Source organism: Campylobacter sp. 2014D-0259, assembly GCF_008000505.1.
In the GTDB taxonomy this organism is placed as follows: domain Bacteria; phylum Campylobacterota; class Campylobacteria; order Campylobacterales; family Campylobacteraceae; genus Campylobacter_D; species Campylobacter_D jejuni.
Genome location: NZ_VOAQ01000007.1, coordinates 131,132 through 152,061, shown reverse-complemented (window position 1 = coordinate 152,061; position 20,930 = coordinate 131,132). Strand labels below are relative to the sequence as shown.

21 protein-coding genes are annotated in these 20,930 nt (G+C 29.1%); 9 read left to right on the top strand and 12 right to left on the bottom strand.

Going from position 1 to position 20,930, the window contains the following annotated elements; translation table 11 throughout:
• The first annotated feature begins 11 nt into the window (after positions 1-11).
• From rplI to SR63_RS01585, 9 genes are all read left to right on the top strand, one after another.
• Entirely contained in the window at positions 12-455 is a 444-nt protein-coding gene (gene rplI, locus SR63_RS01625; RefSeq protein ID WP_002866518.1) for a 50S ribosomal protein L9, read from the top strand.
• On the top strand, positions 455-997 hold the full coding sequence (gene hslV / locus SR63_RS01620) for an ATP-dependent protease subunit HslV (RefSeq protein WP_002855129.1): 543 nt from the start codon (positions 455-457) through the stop codon (positions 995-997). Before rplI ends, hslV begins: the two co-directional genes overlap by 1 nt.
• Positions 994-2,313, top strand: a complete 1,320-nt coding sequence (gene hslU / locus SR63_RS01615; RefSeq protein ID WP_002866517.1) for an ATP-dependent protease ATPase subunit HslU — start codon at positions 994-996, stop codon at positions 2,311-2,313. Before hslV ends, hslU begins: the two co-directional genes overlap by 4 nt.
• Positions 2,310-3,185 carry a GTPase Era gene (era, locus tag SR63_RS01610; protein WP_002866516.1) on the top strand — a complete coding sequence of 292 codons (876 nt, stop codon included), beginning with the start codon at positions 2,310-2,312 and terminating at the stop codon, positions 3,183-3,185. Before hslU ends, era begins: the two co-directional genes overlap by 4 nt.
• Positions 3,172-4,278: a hypothetical protein gene (locus tag SR63_RS01605; RefSeq protein ID WP_072238628.1), complete on the top strand. Its 1,107-nt coding sequence runs from the start codon at positions 3,172-3,174 to the stop codon at positions 4,276-4,278. Before era ends, SR63_RS01605 begins: the two co-directional genes overlap by 14 nt.
• Entirely contained in the window at positions 4,271-4,819 is a 549-nt protein-coding gene (locus tag SR63_RS01600) for a hypothetical protein (protein ID WP_002866514.1), read from the top strand. The genes SR63_RS01605 and SR63_RS01600 overlap by 8 nt, the downstream gene beginning before the upstream one ends.
• Positions 4,820-4,945: 126 nt before the next feature.
• A complete protein-coding gene (locus tag SR63_RS01595; protein WP_002866513.1) occupies positions 4,946-6,475 on the top strand; it encodes a peptide MFS transporter in 1,530 nt (509 codons plus the stop codon).
• A gap of 170 nt (positions 6,476-6,645) precedes the next feature.
• A complete protein-coding gene (locus SR63_RS01590) occupies positions 6,646-8,199 on the top strand; it encodes a peptide MFS transporter (RefSeq protein ID WP_012006670.1) in 1,554 nt (517 codons plus the stop codon).
• Between the two features lie 15 nt (positions 8,200-8,214).
• Positions 8,215-10,005 carry an aminopeptidase P family protein gene (locus tag SR63_RS01585; RefSeq protein ID WP_002866510.1) on the top strand — a complete coding sequence of 597 codons (1,791 nt, stop codon included), beginning with the start codon at positions 8,215-8,217 and terminating at the stop codon, positions 10,003-10,005.
• 120 nt (positions 10,006-10,125) lie between these two features.
• Here SR63_RS01585 and mrdA read toward each other — a convergent pair whose 3' ends face one another.
• From mrdA to SR63_RS01525, 12 genes are all read right to left on the bottom strand, one after another.
• Entirely contained in the window at positions 10,126-11,934 is a 1,809-nt protein-coding gene (gene mrdA / locus SR63_RS01580; protein ID WP_147498336.1) for a penicillin-binding protein 2, read from the bottom strand.
• Positions 11,935-12,429 (bottom strand): membrane protein, encoded by a 495-nt coding sequence (locus tag SR63_RS01575; RefSeq protein WP_002857018.1) that lies wholly within the window; start codon positions 12,427-12,429, stop codon positions 11,935-11,937.
• Positions 12,426-13,022 carry a ribosome biogenesis GTP-binding protein YihA/YsxC gene (yihA, locus tag SR63_RS01570; protein ID WP_002866506.1) on the bottom strand — a complete coding sequence of 199 codons (597 nt, stop codon included), beginning with the start codon at positions 13,020-13,022 and terminating at the stop codon, positions 12,426-12,428. Before yihA ends, SR63_RS01575 begins: the two co-directional genes overlap by 4 nt.
• The gene (locus SR63_RS01565; protein WP_002852252.1) at positions 13,019-13,480 is read right to left on the bottom strand and encodes an LptA/OstA family protein; all 462 of its coding nucleotides are present in this window, start codon (positions 13,478-13,480) and stop codon (positions 13,019-13,021) included. Before SR63_RS01565 ends, yihA begins: the two co-directional genes overlap by 4 nt.
• A complete protein-coding gene (locus SR63_RS01560; RefSeq protein ID WP_002866505.1) occupies positions 13,462-13,977 on the bottom strand; it encodes a hypothetical protein in 516 nt (171 codons plus the stop codon). Before SR63_RS01560 ends, SR63_RS01565 begins: the two co-directional genes overlap by 19 nt.
• A complete protein-coding gene (locus SR63_RS01555; protein WP_002866504.1) occupies positions 13,968-14,456 on the bottom strand; it encodes an HAD-IIIA family hydrolase in 489 nt (162 codons plus the stop codon). Before SR63_RS01555 ends, SR63_RS01560 begins: the two co-directional genes overlap by 10 nt.
• Before the next feature lie 5 nt (positions 14,457-14,461).
• Positions 14,462-15,289: a septal ring lytic transglycosylase RlpA family protein gene (locus SR63_RS01550; protein ID WP_002852227.1), complete on the bottom strand. Its 828-nt coding sequence runs from the start codon at positions 15,287-15,289 to the stop codon at positions 14,462-14,464.
• Positions 15,249-16,367, bottom strand: a complete 1,119-nt coding sequence (locus SR63_RS01545; protein WP_002866503.1) for a lytic transglycosylase domain-containing protein — start codon at positions 16,365-16,367, stop codon at positions 15,249-15,251. The genes SR63_RS01550 and SR63_RS01545 overlap by 41 nt, the downstream gene beginning before the upstream one ends.
• Positions 16,367-17,182 carry a TatD family hydrolase gene (locus SR63_RS01540; RefSeq protein WP_147498335.1) on the bottom strand — a complete coding sequence of 272 codons (816 nt, stop codon included), beginning with the start codon at positions 17,180-17,182 and terminating at the stop codon, positions 16,367-16,369. Before SR63_RS01540 ends, SR63_RS01545 begins: the two co-directional genes overlap by 1 nt.
• Entirely contained in the window at positions 17,173-18,417 is a 1,245-nt protein-coding gene (gene cbrR, locus SR63_RS01535) for a bile resistance response regulator CbrR (protein ID WP_002866501.1), read from the bottom strand. Before cbrR ends, SR63_RS01540 begins: the two co-directional genes overlap by 10 nt.
• A 103-nt stretch (positions 18,418-18,520) precedes the next feature.
• Positions 18,521-20,044 carry a hypothetical protein gene (locus SR63_RS01530; protein WP_002882560.1) on the bottom strand — a complete coding sequence of 508 codons (1,524 nt, stop codon included), beginning with the start codon at positions 20,042-20,044 and terminating at the stop codon, positions 18,521-18,523.
• Entirely contained in the window at positions 20,044-20,904 is an 861-nt protein-coding gene (locus SR63_RS01525) for an NAD(+) kinase (protein ID WP_002866499.1), read from the bottom strand. Before SR63_RS01525 ends, SR63_RS01530 begins: the two co-directional genes overlap by 1 nt.
• Positions 20,905-20,930: the final 26 nt, after the last annotated feature.

Below are 20,930 nucleotides of genomic sequence, written 5' to 3'. Positions count from 1 at the left end.
AAAGGAATAAAATGAAAGTATTATTAATCAAAGATGTAAAAGCACTTGGAAAAGCAGGAGAAATAAAAGAAGTAAAAGACGGCTACGGACAAAATTTCTTAATCGCTAAAGGCTTTGCTAAAGCAGCTACTAATGAAGTTTTAAGAAAATACGAAAGCGACAAGAAAAAAGAGGCTGAAAATTTACGCTTTGAAATCGCAAATTTAGAAAAACTCAAAGAAGAACTTAGCAAAATCACTCTTGAAATTTCAAAACCCGTAGGTGCAAATGGAAGTTTGTTTGGTGGAGTAACCAAAGATGAAATCGCTCACGCCCTAAAAGAGCAAAGTCACATAGAAATCGATAAAAAAAGTTTAGAATGTGACACTTTTAAAAGTCTTGGACTTCATGAAGTAAGCGTAAAGCTCGGACACGCAATCCACGCTAAATTTAATATAAATATAAAGGCGGAATAATGTTTCACGCAACAACGATTTTAGCTTACAAAGGCAAAAACAAATCCGTAATCGGTGGAGATGGACAAGTAAGCTTTGGAAACACAGTATTAAAAGGCAATGCCGTAAAAATAAGAAAACTTAATAATGGTAAAGTTTTAGCCGGTTTTGCAGGCTCAACAGCTGATGCTTTTAATCTTTTTGATATGTTTGAAAATCTCCTTCAAAGTTCTAAAGGCGATCTTTTAAAAGCAGCGATTGACTTTTCTAAAGAATGGAGAAAGGACAAATACCTAAGAAAACTTGAAGCCATGATGCTTGTACTTGATAGAAATCACATTTTTTTACTTTCTGGTACAGGCGATGTGGTCGAACCCGAAGATGGACAAATCGCAGCCATAGGAAGTGGTGGAAACTATGCACTTTCAGCTGCTAGAGCCTTAGCAAAACATGCAAGTTTAGATGAAGAAGAGCTTGTAAAATCAAGCCTTCAAATCGCGGGTGAAATTTGCATTTATACCAATACTAATATCAAAACTTATGTGATCGAGGATGAGAAATGAATCTAACTCCAAAAGAAATTGTTAAATTTTTAGATGATTATGTCATAGGACAAAAAAAAGCTAAAAAAATCATAGCTATAGCTTTAAGAAATCGCTACCGCAGAATGCAACTTAGCCCTGAGTTGCAAGATGATATAGTGCCAAAAAATATCTTGATGATAGGTTCTACAGGCGTAGGAAAAACAGAAATCGCTAGGCGTTTAGCTAAAATGATGGGCTTTCCTTTTATCAAAATCGAAGCGAGCAAATATACTGAAGTAGGTTTTGTAGGTCGTGATGTAGAAAGTATGGTAAGAGATCTTGCCAATGCGGCTTTAAATTTAGTAAAAAATGAGCAAAGAGAAAAAAACAAAGATAAAATCGATGAATTTATAGAAAATAAAATTTTAGAAAAACTTTTGCCACCTTTACCAAAGGGTATCAGCGATGAAAAACAAGAAGAATATAAAAACAGTCTTGAAAAAATGAGAACTAAACTAAGAAATGGCGATCTTGATGAAAGCACTATAGAGATAGAAATTTCGCAAAATATGTTCGATACCAATCCTAACCTACCTCCTGAAATGGGTGCAATGCAAGATATAGTTAAGGTTATAGGTGTTGGCAGTAAAAAAGTCAAAAAAGAAATGAAAATCAAAGACGCTAAAAATGCTTTAAAAAACGAAGCAGGAGAAAAAATCCTAGATCAAGAAAGTATCAAAAGCGAAGCCTTAAAAAGAGCGGAAAATGAAGGGATTATTTTTATTGATGAAATCGATAAAATCGCTGTTTCAAGCGGAAATTCAAATCGCCAAGATCCAAGTAAAGAAGGGGTGCAAAGAGACTTACTTCCTATAGTCGAGGGATCAAATATACAAACAAAAATAGGTACTTTAAAAACCGATCATATTCTTTTTATCGCTGCAGGGGCTTTTCATCTTAGCAAACCAAGTGATCTTATCCCTGAACTTCAAGGACGCTTTCCTTTAAGAGTGGAATTAGATAGTCTTGATGATAAAGCTCTTTATGAAATTTTAACACGCCCTAAAAATTCACTTTTAAAACAATACTCTCAGCTTTTAAAAACTGAAAATTTAGAACTTGAATTTGATGATGAAGCTATTAAAGAAATAGCGAAAATAGCTTCAAGAGCCAATGAAGAAATGCAAGATATAGGTGCTAGACGCTTACATACTGTGATAGAAAAATTACTTGAAGATCTAAGCTTTGAAGCTGATGAGTATGCGGGTAAAAAATTCGTAGTGGATAAAAAAATGGTAGAAGAAAAACTCGGAGATATCATAGAAAATAAAGATCTTGCAAGGTATATTTTGTGAAAAGTGGCTTTGTTAGCATCATAGGGCGTACTAATGCAGGAAAAAGTACTTTAATCAATTCCTTATTAGAAGAAAAAATCGCCCTAGTTTCTCACAAACAAAACGCCACAAGACGTAAAATTAAAGCCATAGTGATGCATGAAAAAAATCAAATCATTTTCATCGATACCCCAGGACTTCACGAAAGCGGTGCTACGCTTAATCAACTGCTTGTCCAAAGTGCTATTAAATCCATGGGGGATTGTGATGTGATTTTATTTGTGGCGAGTGTTTTTGATAGTACAAAAGACTATGAAAATTTTCTTAGTCTAAACCCACAAGTACCACATATCATCGCTTTAAATAAAGTAGATTTAACCGACAATGCTACACTTTTAAAAAAACTTAGCGAATATGCAAAATTTAGCCAACATTTTAAAGCTATCATTCCTTATTCTTCTAAGAAAAAAAGCTATAAAAAAGGCTTATTAGATGAAATAGTAAAATACCTTGATAAACATGAGTATTTTTATGATCCTGAATTTTTAAGTGCGAGTAGCGAAAAAGAACTTTATAGAGATTTCATACTTGAAAGTATTTATGAAAATTTAAGTGATGAGCTTCCTTATAGTAGCGAAGTGCTTATCCATCGCACCAAAGACACACCTAATCTTTTAATCCTAGAAGCCAATATCATCACCGATACAAACTCTCACAAGGGTATGCTTATAGGAAAAGAAGGGGCAACTTTAAAAAGAATAGGCAAAGATGCACGCTTTAAAATTTCAAAACTTGCACAAAAAAAGGTACTTTTAAAGCTTTTCGTAACAGTGAAAAAAAACTGGCAAAAAGATGAAGAATTTTTAAAAAAACTTTTAAATGATGAAAATTAATTCATTAAATAAAATAAATTTTATAAAATCTACAGATTTGCTTTATGCTCAAAGAACAGGAATATCCAAAGAAGATGAACTTTTTAACAATTTAACTGCAGATTTTAAGCTAAGCAAACCCTTTGACTACCAAATAGCTTTTTTTAAACATAATGAAATTTATCATTGTTTTTTAGCGCCTGTTTACAAATTGAAAAAAAGTCGTTTTTGCTTTCCTGAGCCTTTAATTTTTCAAGCTTTGTTTGATGAAAGATTTATTGAGGAAAGTGATTATTGTGTTTTAAATTTATATGATCAAACTTTATATTTATATTTTTACCAAGAGGGAAAATTTATCAATCTTAAAAAAATCGAAAATTTCAACCCAAGTAATATGGATTTATTTTTTAAACAAAATCGATTTATAGAACTTTTAAAACACTATGAAAGCAAATTGCTACTTTATCAGGATTTGGATACAATCAAACATTACTTCTCATCTCAAATAAAATGTTTAAATCTAAATGATATTCTTGATAAAAATAGTTTATTGAAATTAAGTTCATATAGTATAAAAAATCTAGATCAAAATTGTAATTTTATCAAGCATAATAAAATAAAAATATCTATTTCTTTTAAAATTATATTAATATTTATTTTTAGCTTTAGTCTTAGTATGATGATTTTATTATTTAAAGATTTTATAGAATACAAACAAAATAAGGAAATTCAAAATAAAAATTTTATCATACAAGAAGAAATTTCTAAACTAAAACAAGATAAGCAAAAATTATTAACAAACATACAAGATTTAAACTTTACTCTTTCTAATAAAATATCATCTACACAACAACAATTTCATATTTTATCCACCATAACAAAAGAAATCAATTTAGACAAAAATAAAGCAATCATTCTAAATCAAATCATATCATGGCTTAATTCCAATGAACTTAAAATTACAAATCTTGAATTTAAACAAACAAAAATCATTCTTTCTTTTATCGATGAAAACCACTTTAAAAAAGCATTAGAAAATCTAAATTTAACTTTTAAAATTCTTGATAAAAATGAAGAAACATTTAATATCATATTAGAAGTCATACATGAATAAAATAGAAGTATTTTTGCAAAATCTCAATCCTAGGGAAAAATTTCTTTTTATTTCTTTTATCTGCCTTTGTGCTTTGTTTTTAGCTTTTAAAATTCACGATCACTTTTTGGAAAATATTTTTCAAAAAACATTAGTAGAACATAATTACCTTGCATTAAATGAAGCAAAAATAGAAAATTCACATCTTAAAGAAATAGGGATAAAACTAACAAAACAGATAAAAACAGAGGAAGAAAAATTAAAATACTATAAAGAAAAATTGCATTTATTTTCTTATGATAAAGATTTTTTCAATAAAAAAATCAATAATTTATCCAAAAATTTAACCATTAATGAAATAAAATTTTCCCAAGAAAACAAAAATTTTATCCACTATAATTACGTTTCTCTAAGTTTAAATGGCGACTTTAAAGACTTGCTCAATTTTATACAAAATTTAGAAAATCTTCCTATAGCTTTAAAAATTGATAAAATAAAACTATACAATACACAGGGTTTAAAATTAAAGCTTGATTTAATGTTTAAATTTGTTAATTTATAATAATATTAAAATGTTATATTTTTAAATATTTTTATAAAAAAAATATTTAAAAATATTGTAATTTAATTATTTTTCTATTACTATTAGTTAAAATATTTTAAGCATAAAAAAGAAAGGTATTGGGAAGTGACTAAACAAGAAATACAAAAACTCGATACAAATTTCCTAGGTCATCCCAAGCCTTTATTCTCTCTATCAATGGTAGAACTTTGGGAAAGATTTGCTTTTTATGGTATACGATCTTTACTTGTGCTTTTCATGGCAACAACCATAAGCAAAGGTGGACTTGGAATAAGCACTGAATACGCCTCGGCAATTTATGGCATTTTTGCAGGATGCTTGTATTTAGCAGCACTTCCTGGAGGCTGGATTACTGATAATTATTTAGGGCAAAAAAAGGCTTTATTTCTAGGTTCTTTTATTATAGCTTTAGGACATATTAGCATAGCCTTATCTATTTTAAGCACACCTATATTTTTCCTAGGACTTACTTTTATCGTTATTGGTACTGGATTTTTTAAAACTAGCGCTTCTGTAACAGTTGGAATGTTGTATAAACAAAATGATACAAGATGCGATACTGGCTATACGATTTTTTATATAGGAATTAATATTGGAGCATTCATTGCTCCTCTTATATGTGGTTTTGTTCAAGCAAAATGGAATTATCATTTAGGATTTGGCATAGGAGGTTTAGGTATGCTAATCTCTTTGCTTATTTTATATTTTAAAGCTACCCCTGAACTTGAAGAATTTCATAAAAATTGTACTTTAAAGCAAAACTGGGAACAACCATTTAAAAAAAGTAAAAATTTAACTCTTATACTAAGTATAAGCTTGTTAAGTATTATTGGATTTTTTCTAATTTTTATTAATCTTGCAGATATTAATCCCATAATACTATCAAAAAAACTTCTAATTGTAATTTTACTATGTTTGGTAATTTATTTCATATATCTTTTTGTTTTTAAAACCTTAAATAAAAGAGAAAAACAGCAATTAACAATTTTAATTGTTTTATTCTTTGTAGCCACTTTTTTTTGGAGCACTTTTGAACAAAAACCTACCGCTTATAATCTTTTTGCGCAAGATTTTACAAATAGAAATATTTTTGATTGGAAAATTCCAACAAACTGGTTTCAATCTTTTAATCCAATTTTTATCATCATACTTGCTCCTATAGCAAGTTATATTTGGATATTTTTAGAGAAAAAAAATATATATTTTTCTTCCATTGGAAAATTTACTTTAGGAATATTATTTGCCGGCATTGGTTTTATGATGATGACCTTTGCTTCACAAAATCTAATAAACAACAATGGTTTGCCAATATCCATGGTTTGGATTATCATAAGTATATTCTTTTTAACACTTGGGGAATTATGCGTGTCTCCTGTTGGACTCTCTATAATGGCTAAGGTTGCCCCTGATTTAATCAAAAATCAAATCATGGGACTTTGGTTTGTAGCAAGTGCACTTGGAAATTTTGTTGCAGGACTTATAGGAGGAAATGTCAATATTAAAAACATCGATCAACTTCCTAATATTTTTGGACAATGCATGTGGATGCTTTTTGTTGTAGCGCTTTTACTTTTTATTGCTAAAAAACCAATTTATAAAATTCTTAACGAAAAAAATAAGCAATTATCTAACTAAACTTAAAATACAAAATACACCAAAGTTGAAAATTGATCTTAATATTTCTTTTTTTATATTTGCAAAAAAGTAACATTATGATATAAATCATTTAAAAATATTACAAAGTTATACATATTTTTTAATTTCTTGTCTATAATTTATAAATAAAAATACACAAAGGATATAAATTGAGTAAAAATGTAAAAAATTTAGATACTTCATTTTTTGGACATCCAAAACCACTTTTATCTCTTTCACTCACTGAGCTTTGGGAAAGATTTTCTTTTTACGGAATTCGTCCCTTGCTTTACCTTTTTATGATAGCAAGTTTTGAAAAAAGTGGAATGAACTTAAAACCTGAAGAAGCAAGTGCAATTATGGGAATTTTTGCAAGTTGTTTATATCTTGCTGCTTTGCCAGGTGGATGGCTTGCGGATAATTACTTAGGACAAAAAAGAGCAATTTTACTAGGTGCTTTAACTATAGCATTTGGACATTTGTGCATAGCCTTTTCTTATTTTAACAATAAAATAATTTTTGTTGGTATGGTTTTTTTGGTTATAGGTACAGGACTTTTTAAAACTTGTGCTTCTGTAATGGTTGGAATGCTTTATAAAAAAAATGATGCAAGGCGTGACTCTGGTTTTACTCTTTTTTATATGTGCTTTAATTTTGGTGCTTTTGTAGCTCCTTTAATTTGCGGCTTTTTACAAAAAGAATACGGATGGCATTTTGGTTTTGGTGCAGGTGGGATTGGTATGCTTTTAGCGGTAATTATTTTCTACCTAAAAACTATGCCTGATTTAAAAGAATTTGATGAAAAAGTTGGCATAGACTCTACTTGGGATAGACCAAGCAAAAAAAGCAAAAACGCATTTTACATCATCATTGTATCAGGTATTGTTTTGCTTGGAGCAATATTTTTAATCCTTGGTGGTTTTATAAAATTAGATGCACAAGTTATTAATAAAAATATTATTCTAACTATCTTAGCTTGTGCTGGAATTTATTTTTTATATCTTTTCGCTTTTACTTCTTTAAAAATAGAAGAAAAAAGAAATTTAATTATTTTTATTGTTTTATTTTTAGCGGCTGCGTTATTTTGGTCAGTATATGAGCAACAATACACTTCTTTTAATTTTTTTGCAGAAAAATTAACGGATAAAACCATATTAAATTATGAAATTCCTACAATATGGTTTCAATCTCTTGGAGGTTTATTTGTTATACTTTTTGCACCTTTTAGTGCTTTTATATGGACTATATGTGCCAAAAATAATAAAGAAATTTCATCTATTATTAAATTTGCATTAGGACTTTTGGGTGCAGCTTTGGCATTTTTAATAATGGCTTTAGCTTCAAATCATGCAATTAGTTTAAATGGCGATGCTAATACATTAAGAGAAAATTTAGAAAATTCATCACAAATTATTTTAGTTTCACCTTGGTGGCTTGTCAGTAGCTTTTTGCTTATGGTTTTAGGAGAGCTTTGCCTTTCCCCTGTGGGACTTTCTATAATGACAAAAATTGCACCTAATTTAATTAAATCTCAAGTCATGGGACTTTGGTTTGTAGCAAGTGCATTAGGCAATGCTTTAGCTGGATTCATAGGTGGTAAAGCAAGTGAAGAAAATATAGCTTATTTGCCAAATTTATTTTACCAATGTATGTGGATATTACTTGGTGCTGTTATAATTTTACTTATACTCAAAAAACCTATCAATAAAATACTAAAAAATTAATATTAAGGAGAAAATATGAGTATTTACAAACAAAGAGTATTAGAACTTAGAAGATTAATGAAAGAAAATAATATTGACGCCTATCTCATCTTAAGCGCGGATCCTCATTTGAGCGAATATTTACCAGAATATTACAAAAACAGAGTCTTTATCAGTGGCTTTAAGGGTTCTGTTGGAACAGTTCTTATCACACAAGAAGAGGGCTTTTTGTGGGTAGATGGAAGATATTGGCTTCAAGCACAAAAGGAATTAGAAGGTAGTGGCATACTTTTACAAAAGCAAGATGTTAAAAATACTTTTACCAAATGGTTGGAAAAAAATTTAAGCGAAGATCAAATTTTAGGCATCGATTTTGCACTTTTACCTTTATCTTTGCAAAAAGATTTACAGATTAATTGCAAGGCAAATTTAAAACATATAGATTTGATAAGTCCACTTTGGAAAGATCGTCCCACTTTACCACAAGAAAAAATTTATGAACACGAACTAGAATACTGCTCTTACTCAAGAAAAGAAAAATTAGCATTAGTGCGTCAAAAAATGAAAAATTTAAATGTTACCTCTCATTTAATCTCCAGCCTTGATGATATAGCTTGGCTTACAAATTTAAGAGGGAATGATGTAAATTATAATCCTGTATTTTTAAGTCATTTGCTAATCTTGGAAGACAAAGCTTTGCTTTTTGTTGATCAGAAAAAAGTAAATTCAGAACTTGAAAAAAAATTAAATTTAGATGGGTTTTGGCTTAAAAATTATGATGAAATCATCATGGAGCTTGAAAAACTTGCAAATACAAATTTGCTTATTGAACCTTCAAAAATGACCGCTTTACTCATAAATTCTTTAGACAAAAGCGTAAAAATCATTCAAGAAATTAATCCAAGCACTCACTTAAAAGCAGTTAAAAATACAAAAGAAATAGCGCATATACAAGATGCTATGATAGAAGATGGAGTGGCTTTATGTAAATTTTTTGCATGGCTTGAAGAAGCGATAGAAAATAAAGAATTAATAAGCGAATTAGACATAGATGCTAAAGCAAGCGAATTTAGAGCACAAAGCAAGCACTACATAAGTGATAGTTTTGCCACTATAGCAGGCTTTAACGAAAACGCAGCATATCCACATTATAAAGCCACAAAAGAGAGTTTTGCTTATCTTAAAAAAGATGGGCTTTTACTTATTGATTCTGGTGGACAATATAAAAACGGCACAACAGATATTACACGCGTTGTACCAATAGGAAAGGCTAATGCAGAACAAATTCATGACTATACCTTGGTTTTAAAAGCACATATTGCCATTTCCAGTGCAATTTTTCCAAAAGATATAGCTATGCCCTTACTTGATGCAATCACACGCGCACCTTTATGGAAAGAACAAATTGACTATATACACGGCACAGGACATGGCGTGGGATATTTTTTAAATGTCCATGAAGGTCCACAAGTTTTATCTTATCTATCCCCTGTGCTTGAAAAAACAAAAGCCAAAGAAGGTATGCTAACCTCCATAGAACCAGGTATTTATAAAGTAGGTAAATGGGGTATAAGACTTGAAAATTTAGTTATTCATACCAAAGTAGAAAATCCTAAAAATAAAGATTTTGGAGAGTTTTTATACTTTAAACCTGTTACTCTTTGTCCTTTTGAAATATCTTGTATTGATACAAAAATGTTAGATGAAAAAGAAAAAGAATGGTTAAACAATTATCACAAAGAAGTATTTGAAAAACTTTCTCCTAAGCTAGGTGATTATCCAAAAGCTCTAGTTTGGCTTGAAAAAAGAACAAAAGCCATCTTTTAAGATACTTTTGTTAACATAGATAAATTTTCCTTGTATTAAACTTATAATTTGTTTAATACAAGGTTTTTAAACCAATTGCTAAAAAAGTTTTTTTTGAAAAACTCAATTTACAACTAAAAATTATTTAAAATATCCAAGTTCAATCATTTTTTGATAAATTTTAGCTACAGTTGCCCCTGAAGTAATATTTCTCCCACCATGTTCCAAAAGAACGGTAACTACATATTTTGGCTTAGAATAAGGAGCATAAGAAGTAAGCCACGCATGAGATCTAGTATAATACTCAAATTGTTTTTCATCGACCCTATTTTTATCTGTTTGTGAAAATCCCACAACCTGAGCAGTTCCTGTTTTTGCTGCAACTTTCACATCAAGATTATGCAAATAACGATAAGAAGTTCCTCCTTGCTCATTAGCAACAGCATACATTGCATCTCTTATATAAGGCAATTGACTCTTTTCAAATAAAGTAAAAATTTCTTTTTTATTTTCATCCATTTGATTTTCTATAGTTGTATTATTATTATTTTCTATGCTTTTTAAAAAATGAGGTATAACCTCTCCACCTTTTGCGATTTGAGCCGTATATCTAGCAATTTGCATAGGTGTTGCAAGAAAATTACCTTGACCTATAGCTGTATTTAAAGTATCACCTTGAAACCAAGATTGTCTATATCTTTGCATCTTCCATTCTTTGCTTGGTAAAGTTCCTACAAATTCACTAGGTAAATCTACCCCTGTTTTCGCTCCAAAGCCAATGCGAGATAAAGTTTCACTTATTTGATCGATTCCAACTTGCAAACTGCCATTATAAAAATAAACATCACAACTATATTTTATCGCATGTTTTAAATCCACAGGTCCATGGCCCGATCGATTCCAACATCTAAAAAACCTGCCTCCAAGCTCAATGCTTCCATTGCAAACATATTGAGTCGACGGGCTAATATTTTTAGATTTTAAAAAAGAAAGCCCTACTCCCATTTTTACAACAGAACCTGGAGGATAATATCCATTTATAAGTTTATTTGTAAAAGGATGATCAAGACTATTTGAAAGCTCATCCCAATCCTTAAAAGAAATCCCTGTTACAAAAGGATTAAGATCATATTCAGGGAAACTCCCTGCAGCTAAAATAGATCCATCATTTACATTCATAATTATAGCAGCTCCAGCATTCCCTTCAAACAATGAAGTTAAATAAGACTGAAGCTCTATATCTATCGTAAGTTCTATATCATTAGACATAGCAGGAGTGTAAGAAAGCTGTTCTACTTCTTGATTTAAGGCATTAACCTTATAAACCCTAGTTCCTTTTTCTCCTTGTAAAATATCATTATAATAGCGTTCTATACCGCTTTTTCCCGTATAGTTAGAAAGTTTTGCTATTTCATTTTCTTGAACATCTTGCAAATTTGCCTTACCTACATACCCAATAATATGCGAAGCCAATTTTCCAAAAGGATATTTTCTTTTTACAACAGGATCTATTTTTATTGTTTTATTAAGATTTAACTCTGAATAATGCGGAATAATCTCATCATAGGGTATAAAATCTACTACTTTAATAAAATCTTGATTATAGTAAGAATCATTTCTCTTATAAATTTCTGCTAATTTACTAGCATTTAAATCGGGAAATAAATTTGTAAGTTCAGATAATTCTTTATCTAAAATTCCTTTATTTGACTTTTTAATACTCAAATAAGGTTTAATAGAAATACTAAAACCCAAATCATTAATAGCCAATAAAGTTCCATTTCTATCTGTAATTTGACCCCTAACAGGTGGTAAAAATTCAGTTTTTATGGCATTTTGTTTAGCAAGCTCTTCATAATATACATTTGATTTTATACTCAAATAATACACACGACTTAATAAAAATATAAAAAACAATAGTATAAATCCAACAACTAAACGCATTCTCATTTAAATTTTACCTTTAAAAAACACATAAGCTAAACAACATTCTATAAAAACTGAAACAATATACGCCCATCCTAAAATTTTAATTTTTTCATCTCCAATATAAGACAATATCATATCCAAAAACAAAATAATGCCGTAAGCACAAAGCACAAAAACAACAGGGATAAATTTACCAATTTTTAAATTTGTCTTAATCCAATCTGCACAAAGATAATAAAAAATAAAAAATGCCAACCAAGATGAAAAAATAAAAAAATTATAAGTTATATCAGTAAAAAATAAAAAAAATAAAGAAAAATACCATCTAAAATCAAGCTTTGAAAAAGTTCTTTCTCTCTCTTCTAGTAAGCAAAACATATAACAGAAAAAAATCCCATAAAGTAACGGAGCATATACAAAAGTCGAACCAAGAATCTGATAGATTAGAAAAAAAAATCCTAAAAAGACATAAGCTCCATTAAATTTTGCTTTATAAGCACTTAAATTTCTTCTCATTTACCAAGACCTAAAGTTTGATCGATAATAATATCTTCTAAAGAATCAAGGCCAAATTTATTCAAATTTGAAACTAAAATAGAGTCTTTAAATTCATTTTTTAACTTAGCTTTTTCACTTTGATTTAATTTATCGCATTTGGTAAAAACTTTTAAAATTTTTTGATCAGGTCGTAAAAATCTTTTCAAATAGTCATTTAAATTTACATCGATCTCTAAATGAGTATGTCTTGAGTCGATTAAATGTATAAATAACTTTATCGAGGTTCTTAATTTTAAAAATTCATCTAAGTTTTGATTCCATATTTCTTTTAAATTTTTAGAAACCTTTGCATAACCAAACCCTGGCAAATCGATAAAATTGATATTAAATTTTTCTTCATTTCTTTTACAAGTTACTTCGAAAAAATTTATAAGCTGAGTTTTTCCAGGAGTTGCCGAACTTTTGGCTAAATTTTTTTGTTTACACAAAGAATTGATTAAAGAACTTTTTCCGACATTGGAACGCCCCAAAAATGCTACTTCACTAAAATTTGAGCTCAAATTCTCATCAAATTTCACTAAAGAAGTGATAAATTTAGCACTAATTATCATTTGTCTTTAAGATCAAATACAAAACGAGCAGGTTTTTGATCCTTGCTCTCTACTCGATAAATATTAGCTTTTCTATCGACTATTATTTTATCACCAAAAAGTTTTTGATTGCTTCCAAGCTCATTTATATAAGCATGGCCATTAATCTCGTAAGTATCTTTAATAACATTATAAATAAATTTATCTCCACTACCTTTATAAGTTTTACCTTTTAAAACAATCTTAAACCTAGCGTTTTGCATTGCTTCATAACGAATAGGTTTGCGATTTTTATCCGTATAAATAATCAATTTTTCAGAATTTAAAATATCATCACCCCTAATTACTTCTACATTTCCACTAAGAATACTTTCACCCTTATTTTCATCTGAATAAAAATTTAAAGCTTTTACTTCAATTTGAGTTGCCCAAGTTACACTTACACAAACTAACAATAAAATTATTTGTCTTGCAACCACGCGTTTACTCCTTGGATATTTAAAATTTTGTTTTTTACATCATAGTTTAAAGTATTTCCGTTAATAATACTTCCATTAATTAGAGCTTTAAAATCAGTATTTGTATATAGAACTTTATTCTTAGGTTCGTATTCTACCTCTTGGGAAATAATTTTGACATTATTAGCACCTATATAAGTAACATTTCCTTCAAATAAAACCTTGCTCATATCTTTATTAAAAAATTCTAAACGATTTGCACTAAGATTAAAATCTAAATTTAAAGTAATAAAATCATTAAATTCATCTCTATCTGCATATCTCACCCAAGAATTTGCCTTATAATATGCCTTAATTGTACTAGTATTACTCTCATAAGCTTTCAAATTTTTAGCCTCAATATTTTTAAAATTTAAAGCATTAGTTTGCAAATTCAAAGAATATGGATCTTGCAAACTTAAAATCGTAAAAGTAATTGTAAAAAGAGCAATTAAAATTCCAAAAATTTTTATAGCCAAAGCTTATTCCATTCTTCTTCTAGATGATTTTTTTCTACTAAAATTTCTATCATCTGTGCTACAGCAGCCTTACCACCTTTTTTGCTAAGCACTATGTCTACATTTAAATCTTTATGACCATCTTTTGGCTTAAAACTAAGTCCTACACTTTCAAGCAAAGCCTTATCGTTAAAATAATCCCCAATAGCCGCACACTGAGAAAAATCTAAATTAAGTTTTTGTAAAATTTCTTTTGCACAAGCTAACTTATCCTTGATGCCTTGATATAAAATTTCTATTTTTAAATCTTTAGCTCTTTTTTCAACACAAGGACAATTTCTACCTGTAATAATAGCAATTTTTTTACCAAGCTTTAGCCAAGCCTCGATAGCCGCTCCATCTTTTACATCAAATTCTTTAATAAATTCTCCATTAGAAGTATAAATAATCTTCCCATCAGTTAAACAGCCATCTACATCCAAAAAAATCAATTCTGTCATAATTTCTACTCTCTTACAACAAATGCACCTGCAAATGCACCACTTGCAGCAAAATCTCTTGCTTCATCTTCACTTCTAAAGCCTGTTAAGAAAACGCGATTTAACCCATCCACTGAGCTTGTGCGTATAGTAGAGCTATAAGTTCTATAAGTTTTATATCTTGCTGCTATCGTTTGTGCTCCAGCTGGGTTTTTAAAGGCTCCAATTTGAACCATGAAATTTCCACCTTCATAAATTTGTCCATTATTTGCAATCTCTCCACTATTTCCATAGTTTACATTAGAATGTACAATATTATTACCCGAATTACTTGATCCAAACCCTATAACCTCAAGCCTTACTGGAGCTGTTCCTGAAGCAATCATATCAATTTGACTAGCAGCTCCTTTTGATAAATCTATAATACGATTATTTACAAAAGGACCTCTATCATTCACACGAACGGTAACTTGACGATTGTTATTTAGATTGGTTACTTTTAAGATGGTATTCATAGGTAAAGTTTTATGAGCCGCGGTTAAAGCATTTTGATTATAGGTTTCGCCATTAGAGGTTTTCTTGCCGTGAAAGCCTGGCCCATACCAACTCGCAATACCATCAGCAGTTTCGCCTACTGCTACAACAGTAGGATAATAAGTTTTACCGTTGATAGTATAAGGCTTCATTGTTCCTTTAGTCCCTGAAGAACTAGGACTGCTTTTAAAATCATTTGAAGGATAATACACTTGAGCATTATCCAAGCTAGAAAAAAAACTAGTGCCTAAACAACCACTAAAAAATAAAGCCCCTAGACTAACGGCTGACAACTTTAGTGTAATTGTTTTTATTTGCATTTTTATTCTCCTTGATTGGTATAATTAATTTTTGATTAATGCTAAGATGATTTTTTGCTATTTTATTGAATTCTCGAATTTCATCAACACTTATATTATAATTTTTTGCTATTTTATATAAAGAGTCACCAGACTTAACGGTATAAGTTCTTGTCATAGGTATAGTTGTATCAACCTTTGCAAGTTTTTCTGCTTTAAAATTTTTATCAAAAAATGCTACTTTATTAAGTGGTATATACATATAATACCCTTTACCAGGAGGCGTAAAATTATGTTTAAATTGTGGATTATATTTCTTAAAAGTTGCAAGATCCATATTTAAATTTTTAGCTATTTCTTTTAAAGATGCAGAAGAAGGCACATCAACTTTTGCAAATTCATTGCTTAAAGCATAATTCATTAAAGACGCATCTTTATCTAGTAAAAAATCCCTATCATTAGCTAGAAAAGCAAGCGTTAAAATCTTTCTTATAAAATTTCTAGTTTCTAAAGAAAGATATTTCTTATCAGGGTTCAATAAAACACTTAAATCATCACTTCCTGCTTGCTTGATAGCTTGTCTTAGCTTGCCATTTCCGCAATTATAAGCTAAAAGTGCCAAATACCATTTGCCAAATTCTTCTTTTAACTCTTTTAAATAATTTGTAGCGGCATAAGTTGACTTGACCGGATCACGCCTTTCATCAACATAAGCATCGATTCTTAAACCCAAATTTCTAGCTGTTGGTTGCATAAATTGCCAAACCCCTACAGCCTTGGCATTAGAAACACTATGAGTTTTCAAGCCTGATTCAACCATAGCTAGATACAAAATCTCATCAGGAACTTCCTGCTGGGATAAAATTTTTCTTATCATAGGAGTAACTTTTGAAAAATTTTGCATACTATCTATTAAAGTTTGAGCATGTTTTGATTTTATATCTTGTTGAGTTTGCACAAAAATCAAATCACTAATAAAACTTGGATTAATATCTAAATTTCTTAAAACATTCATTTGTCTTTCATAAAATTCAGGAGTATTAATTTGTGCAAAAAGAAAATTAAAACATATTAAAAAACACAATAAATTTTTTTTCATTAATAACCTTTAAAAAATAATTTTTCAGAATTGTCAAAACAAATTTCTAGAAGCTCTTTTCTTGATAAATTCAATACTTCACACATTTTGTTTGCTACAAATTGAGTTAACAAAGGTTCATTTCTTTTACCGCGATAAGGCTCTGGAGTAAGATATGGAGCATCAGTTTCAAGTAGTAGTCTATCTTTTGGAATTTTAGGTAAAATTTCAACTAATTTCTTAGCATTTTTAAAAGTTAAAACTCCCCCAATACCAAAATAAAATCCATCTTCAAAAAGAGTTAGCAAATGTTCGCTTGCATTAAAGCAGTGTAAAACTCCTCCTACAAGATCCTTAGAATACCCATGTAAAATCTCATAAGTATCATGATTTGCTTCTCTTGAGTGAATGATAACAGGTTTTTTAAATTCAATAGCAAGTTCAAGCTGTGCGATAAAAATCTTTTTTTGATTTTCTTTTTCTTTTTGAATTTCTTCAGCAAGATCACTTTTAAAACGGAAATAATCAAGCCCACATTCACCTACAGCTACACACTTTTCATCGTATAAATACTGCCTTAAAATTTTCTCATCATAATTATCAATTTCATAAGGATGCACCCCTACTGCAAAAAAAATATTTTTATATTTATGAGCAATTGTAGCTGCATAGGGCAAATCTTTTATATCAGCACCAGGTATGATGATTTTCTCTATACCATTTTTAAAAGCACGATTTAAAGTTTCATCTAAATCATCTTTAAATGCTTCACTGTCTAGATGGCAATGTGTATCAACAATCCTTAAACCATCTTGAAAATCAAGATTTAAGAACATACTTCAACTCTATCCTTGCCATTATCTTTTGCTTGAGACAATATTTTACTTGCTTTATCAACCAAAGAATCAATCTTATCTCCACTTTTTCCAAAAACCACGCCTATAGAAGCTGTAAAAAAGACTTCATCTAAATTAACTAAAACACCAGCCTTTTTTATATTTACTCGTATACGAGAAAAGATTTTAATCGCTCTTTCTTGGGATATATTTTTAAGTAAAATACAAATTTTTTCTGCACTATATCTACCTACAAGATCTCTTCCTTTAGTTTCATTGACTATTTCATTAGCACAGATTTTAATTACTTCATCACCAACTTCACGACCGTATTCATCGTTAATCATTTGAAGATTATCTATATCTAAGAAAGCAAAAGCAAATTCCTCGTCTTTTGTTGCTATTTCGTTAAAATAATCATCTATTCCATCGATTAAAGCATTATAATTTTTAACCCCAGATACAGGATCTAAAACATTATAAGTGCTTAAAAATTTTTTATCATCCATGTAAGATAAACAATGATCTAAGCGACAATTAAAACTTTCTTTGCTTAAAGGCTTAAACAAATACTCATTAACTCCATTTTTAAAAGAATTCGCTTCAAATGAATCATTATGATCCCCCAAAAGAATCACACCTAATTCATCATCACTAAAACGTTCTCTTACTTGAATCAAAAGCTCAAAACCGCTAATTACTGGCATATTGACATCTGCTATAATAAGCTTAACATCATTATTATCATTTAAATAACTCATTGCTTCTTCACCATGAGCTGCAGCTAAAACATTAAATTGTCTTTGAGTAAGTATTTTTTTAATTTCATTACGTTCAGGTAGCTTGCTCATAGCTAAAATCACTTTAGTTTTTGCATATTGATTAAGTTTTACAATAGAACTAATAATCTCATCAATGCAAGTTTCACTTTCTTTAAAAATATAATCTAATATATCTTTATCCATAAATTTTTCTTTAGTAGCCTTATCACCACTAGCTGTAAGAACAATAGCAGGAATTTTCTTTTCAATAACATAATCCACAACTTCACCATTTGGGGCATCTGGCAAACATAAATCCACAAAAGCTAAAAAATAATCATTATTCATTAATTCCTTAGCTTCGGCAAAACCAAAAGCAATATCTACCTCATAATCTAAAGTCATTTGAATTTTTTTAGCTAAAAGTTTGCCGAGCATTTTATTGTCATCAATAATTAAAATTTTCTTATTCATAGTGTGTAAAATACCTTTATATCTAAAATTTTTAATATATTTGTTTCAAAAGAAAGGAAATTTTATAGTTGTATATTTTAACATAGCAAAATAAAAAATCCGCTTAATTCTTAAACAAGGTCTTAGCAAATTCGATTGCTTCATAACTAACAAGCTCTCCACTTACCATCCTAGCAAGCTCTTTAATTCTTTCTTCTTGATCAAGCTTTTTTACCTTACTTTCTTCGCCATTTTTTTCAACTAAAAAATGATTATGCGCCTTAGAGGAAAGTTGAGGCAAATGAGAAATAGCAAAAATTTGATAAAACTTAGAAAGCTCCTCTAAAACCTTGGCTATACTCATAGCCTCTTTTCCGCTTAAATTTGCATCAATTTCATCTAAAAATAATATCCCTTTACCTGCATTTAAAATTTTACATTCTGTGGCTATAAAAGCAAGTCTTAAGCGATTTAATTCACCCGAACTTAAATTTTTTAAATGAGCTAAATTAATATCTAGTATTATCTCATCTTTACCTAAAATTGAAATTTTTTCATTTTCTTTAAGTGTCAAACTTGCGTCTTTCATATAAAGATCTTTAAGATAATTATTTAAACATTTTTCTAATTTTTTAAGGTTTTTCTTTCTTGCTTGAGTTAAAATTTGTGCTTTTTCTTCTAATTTTTGTTTTAATTCTTGAAATTTTTTTTCAAGTTCTTTTTTTTCAAAACTTAAATTTTCATAATGTTCTAGTTCATGTTTTTTTTGTTTTAAAACTTCTAAAGCATTTTCTATGCTTTCATAACGCTTGATGAGATAGGATAAATTTTCAATGCGATCTAAAAGTGTCTCCACATCAAAATCCAAATCTTCCATTTTTTGATTTTCGCAAATCACACGCAATTCATTTAAACATTCACTAAAAAAACTCGGATCAACTTCGCTTAAATTTAAAGCTTCAATAACAACTTTTTCAAGCTCAAAAATATGCTCTGTCTTACTCCAAGCTTCTTCTAATTTATCTTTTTTAGAAAGCTTTTTTTTAAGTATTAAAAGCTCTTCATACTCACCTATTTTAGGATTAATGCTTGAAATTTTTTCAATTTGTACTCTAGCTAATTCTTTTAATTCTTCTACTTTTTTTTCTTCTTCTAAAATTACATTAAACTCATTAGAAATTTGACTATAAGCATTAAAATCTTTTTTAAAATCTTCTAAAAAGGAAACAAAATTTGTATTTTCTTGCATCTCCAAGGCATCTAAGAGATTTAAAAATTTTTCATTTCCAAATTCGTTATTTTCCTTTGCACTTAAATACTTAATAAAAGTTTTACTTAAATTTTGCAAACTTTTTTTCGCTATGCTTTGATTGTTAATAAAATATTTTGTGTTTTTTTCTTTTAAAAGCTTAAAAACATTCTCCTCTTCACTTTCTATACCAAAACTTTCTAAATCCAACTTATCATCTAGTTCTATTTCGACAATTTTAGCCTCACTTTCACTCAAAGAAAATGCGGATAAAATTCCTTTAAACAAGACCGATTTTCCAGCTCCACTTAGGCCTGTAAAAACGGTAAGCCCTTTAGAAATTTCAAGCTCAGCCTTTTTAAAACCAAGATTTTCTTTCATAAAAATTCTATTTATCATCAATTTCCCCAGTGTAATTTTTCTTTTAAAATTTGAAAATAATCCCTATTTTTTGGGTGAATTAAAGCCACATTTTTATCACTTAAACCCACTTTTATACTTTTAAAATCATTCATTTTATAATTTTCTTGCCCATCAATACAAAGTATACAATCCTTTGCCATAATCTCTATTTCAAAACCTTTTGGCAAAACAATAGGGCGTTGTGTTAAAGAATGAGAACAAACAGGAGTTAAGATAAAAGCTTGAGCTAAAGTATAAACTATGGGCCCATTTGCACTTAAATTATAAGCTGTTGAACCCGCAGGAGTTGCAACAATAAGCCCATCTCCAAAATATTCATTAAATTTCTTTTCTTTTCTAAAAACTTCTATATGAGCCATAGAAGCTTGATTGTTTTTACTGATAACCACATCATTAAAAGCCAATTTTTCTAAGATTTTTCCTTGCTTATCTTCTAAAAAAACACTTAACAAATAAGGCTTTTCTATTCTAAATTCTCCTTGAAAAAAAGCTTGAAAAAAATTTTCAGCTTCATCAACTTTAAAATCTGTTAAAAAACCTAAATGTCCAGCATGAATTCCTAAAACTGCTTTATCATATTCACAAGCTTTACGACATAAAGAAATCAAAGTTCCATCTCCACCTAAAGAAATAACAAAATCAGATATTTTAAACAAATCATCCAATCCATACTTTGGCAAATCTAAAATTTCAGAACTTTCTTTAAACAATACAAGCTCAACTTTATATATAGATAAAATCGATTGAAGTTTTAAAATTTCCTTATCTAAACTCACATTGGGTCGTGTAACAAGTCCGATTTTTTTAATATTTTTATAATCTATTTTATTTTGCATAAAAAATTATATCAAATCTTAGCAAA

Coding starts and splice junctions, on each gene's coding strand:
- rplI (WP_002866518.1), top strand. CDS start 12: ATGAAAGTATTATTAATCAAAGATGTAAAAGCACTTGGAAAAGCAGGA.
- hslV (WP_002855129.1), top strand. CDS start 455: ATGTTTCACGCAACAACGATTTTAGCTTACAAAGGCAAAAACAAATCC.
- hslU (WP_002866517.1), top strand. CDS start 994: ATGAATCTAACTCCAAAAGAAATTGTTAAATTTTTAGATGATTATGTC.
- SR63_RS01605 (WP_072238628.1), top strand. CDS start 3,172: ATGATGAAAATTAATTCATTAAATAAAATAAATTTTATAAAATCTACA.
- SR63_RS01600 (WP_002866514.1), top strand. CDS start 4,271: ATGAATAAAATAGAAGTATTTTTGCAAAATCTCAATCCTAGGGAAAAA.
- SR63_RS01585 (WP_002866510.1), top strand. CDS start 8,215: ATGAGTATTTACAAACAAAGAGTATTAGAACTTAGAAGATTAATGAAA.
- mrdA (WP_147498336.1), bottom strand. CDS start 11,934: ATGAGAATGCGTTTAGTTGTTGGATTTATACTATTGTTTTTTATATTT.
- SR63_RS01575 (WP_002857018.1), bottom strand. CDS start 12,429: ATGAGAAGAAATTTAAGTGCTTATAAAGCAAAATTTAATGGAGCTTAT.
- yihA (WP_002866506.1), bottom strand. CDS start 13,022: ATGATAATTAGTGCTAAATTTATCACTTCTTTAGTGAAATTTGATGAG.
- SR63_RS01555 (WP_002866504.1), bottom strand. CDS start 14,456: ATGACAGAATTGATTTTTTTGGATGTAGATGGCTGTTTAACTGATGGG.
- SR63_RS01550 (WP_002852227.1), bottom strand. CDS start 15,289: ATGCAAATAAAAACAATTACACTAAAGTTGTCAGCCGTTAGTCTAGGG.
- SR63_RS01545 (WP_002866503.1), bottom strand. CDS start 16,367: ATGAAAAAAAATTTATTGTGTTTTTTAATATGTTTTAATTTTCTTTTT.
- SR63_RS01540 (WP_147498335.1), bottom strand. CDS start 17,182: ATGTTCTTAAATCTTGATTTTCAAGATGGTTTAAGGATTGTTGATACA.
- cbrR (WP_002866501.1), bottom strand. CDS start 18,417: ATGAATAAGAAAATTTTAATTATTGATGACAATAAAATGCTCGGCAAA.
- SR63_RS01530 (WP_002882560.1), bottom strand. CDS start 20,044: ATGATAAATAGAATTTTTATGAAAGAAAATCTTGGTTTTAAAAAGGCT.
- SR63_RS01525 (WP_002866499.1), bottom strand. CDS start 20,904: ATGCAAAATAAAATAGATTATAAAAATATTAAAAAAATCGGACTTGTT.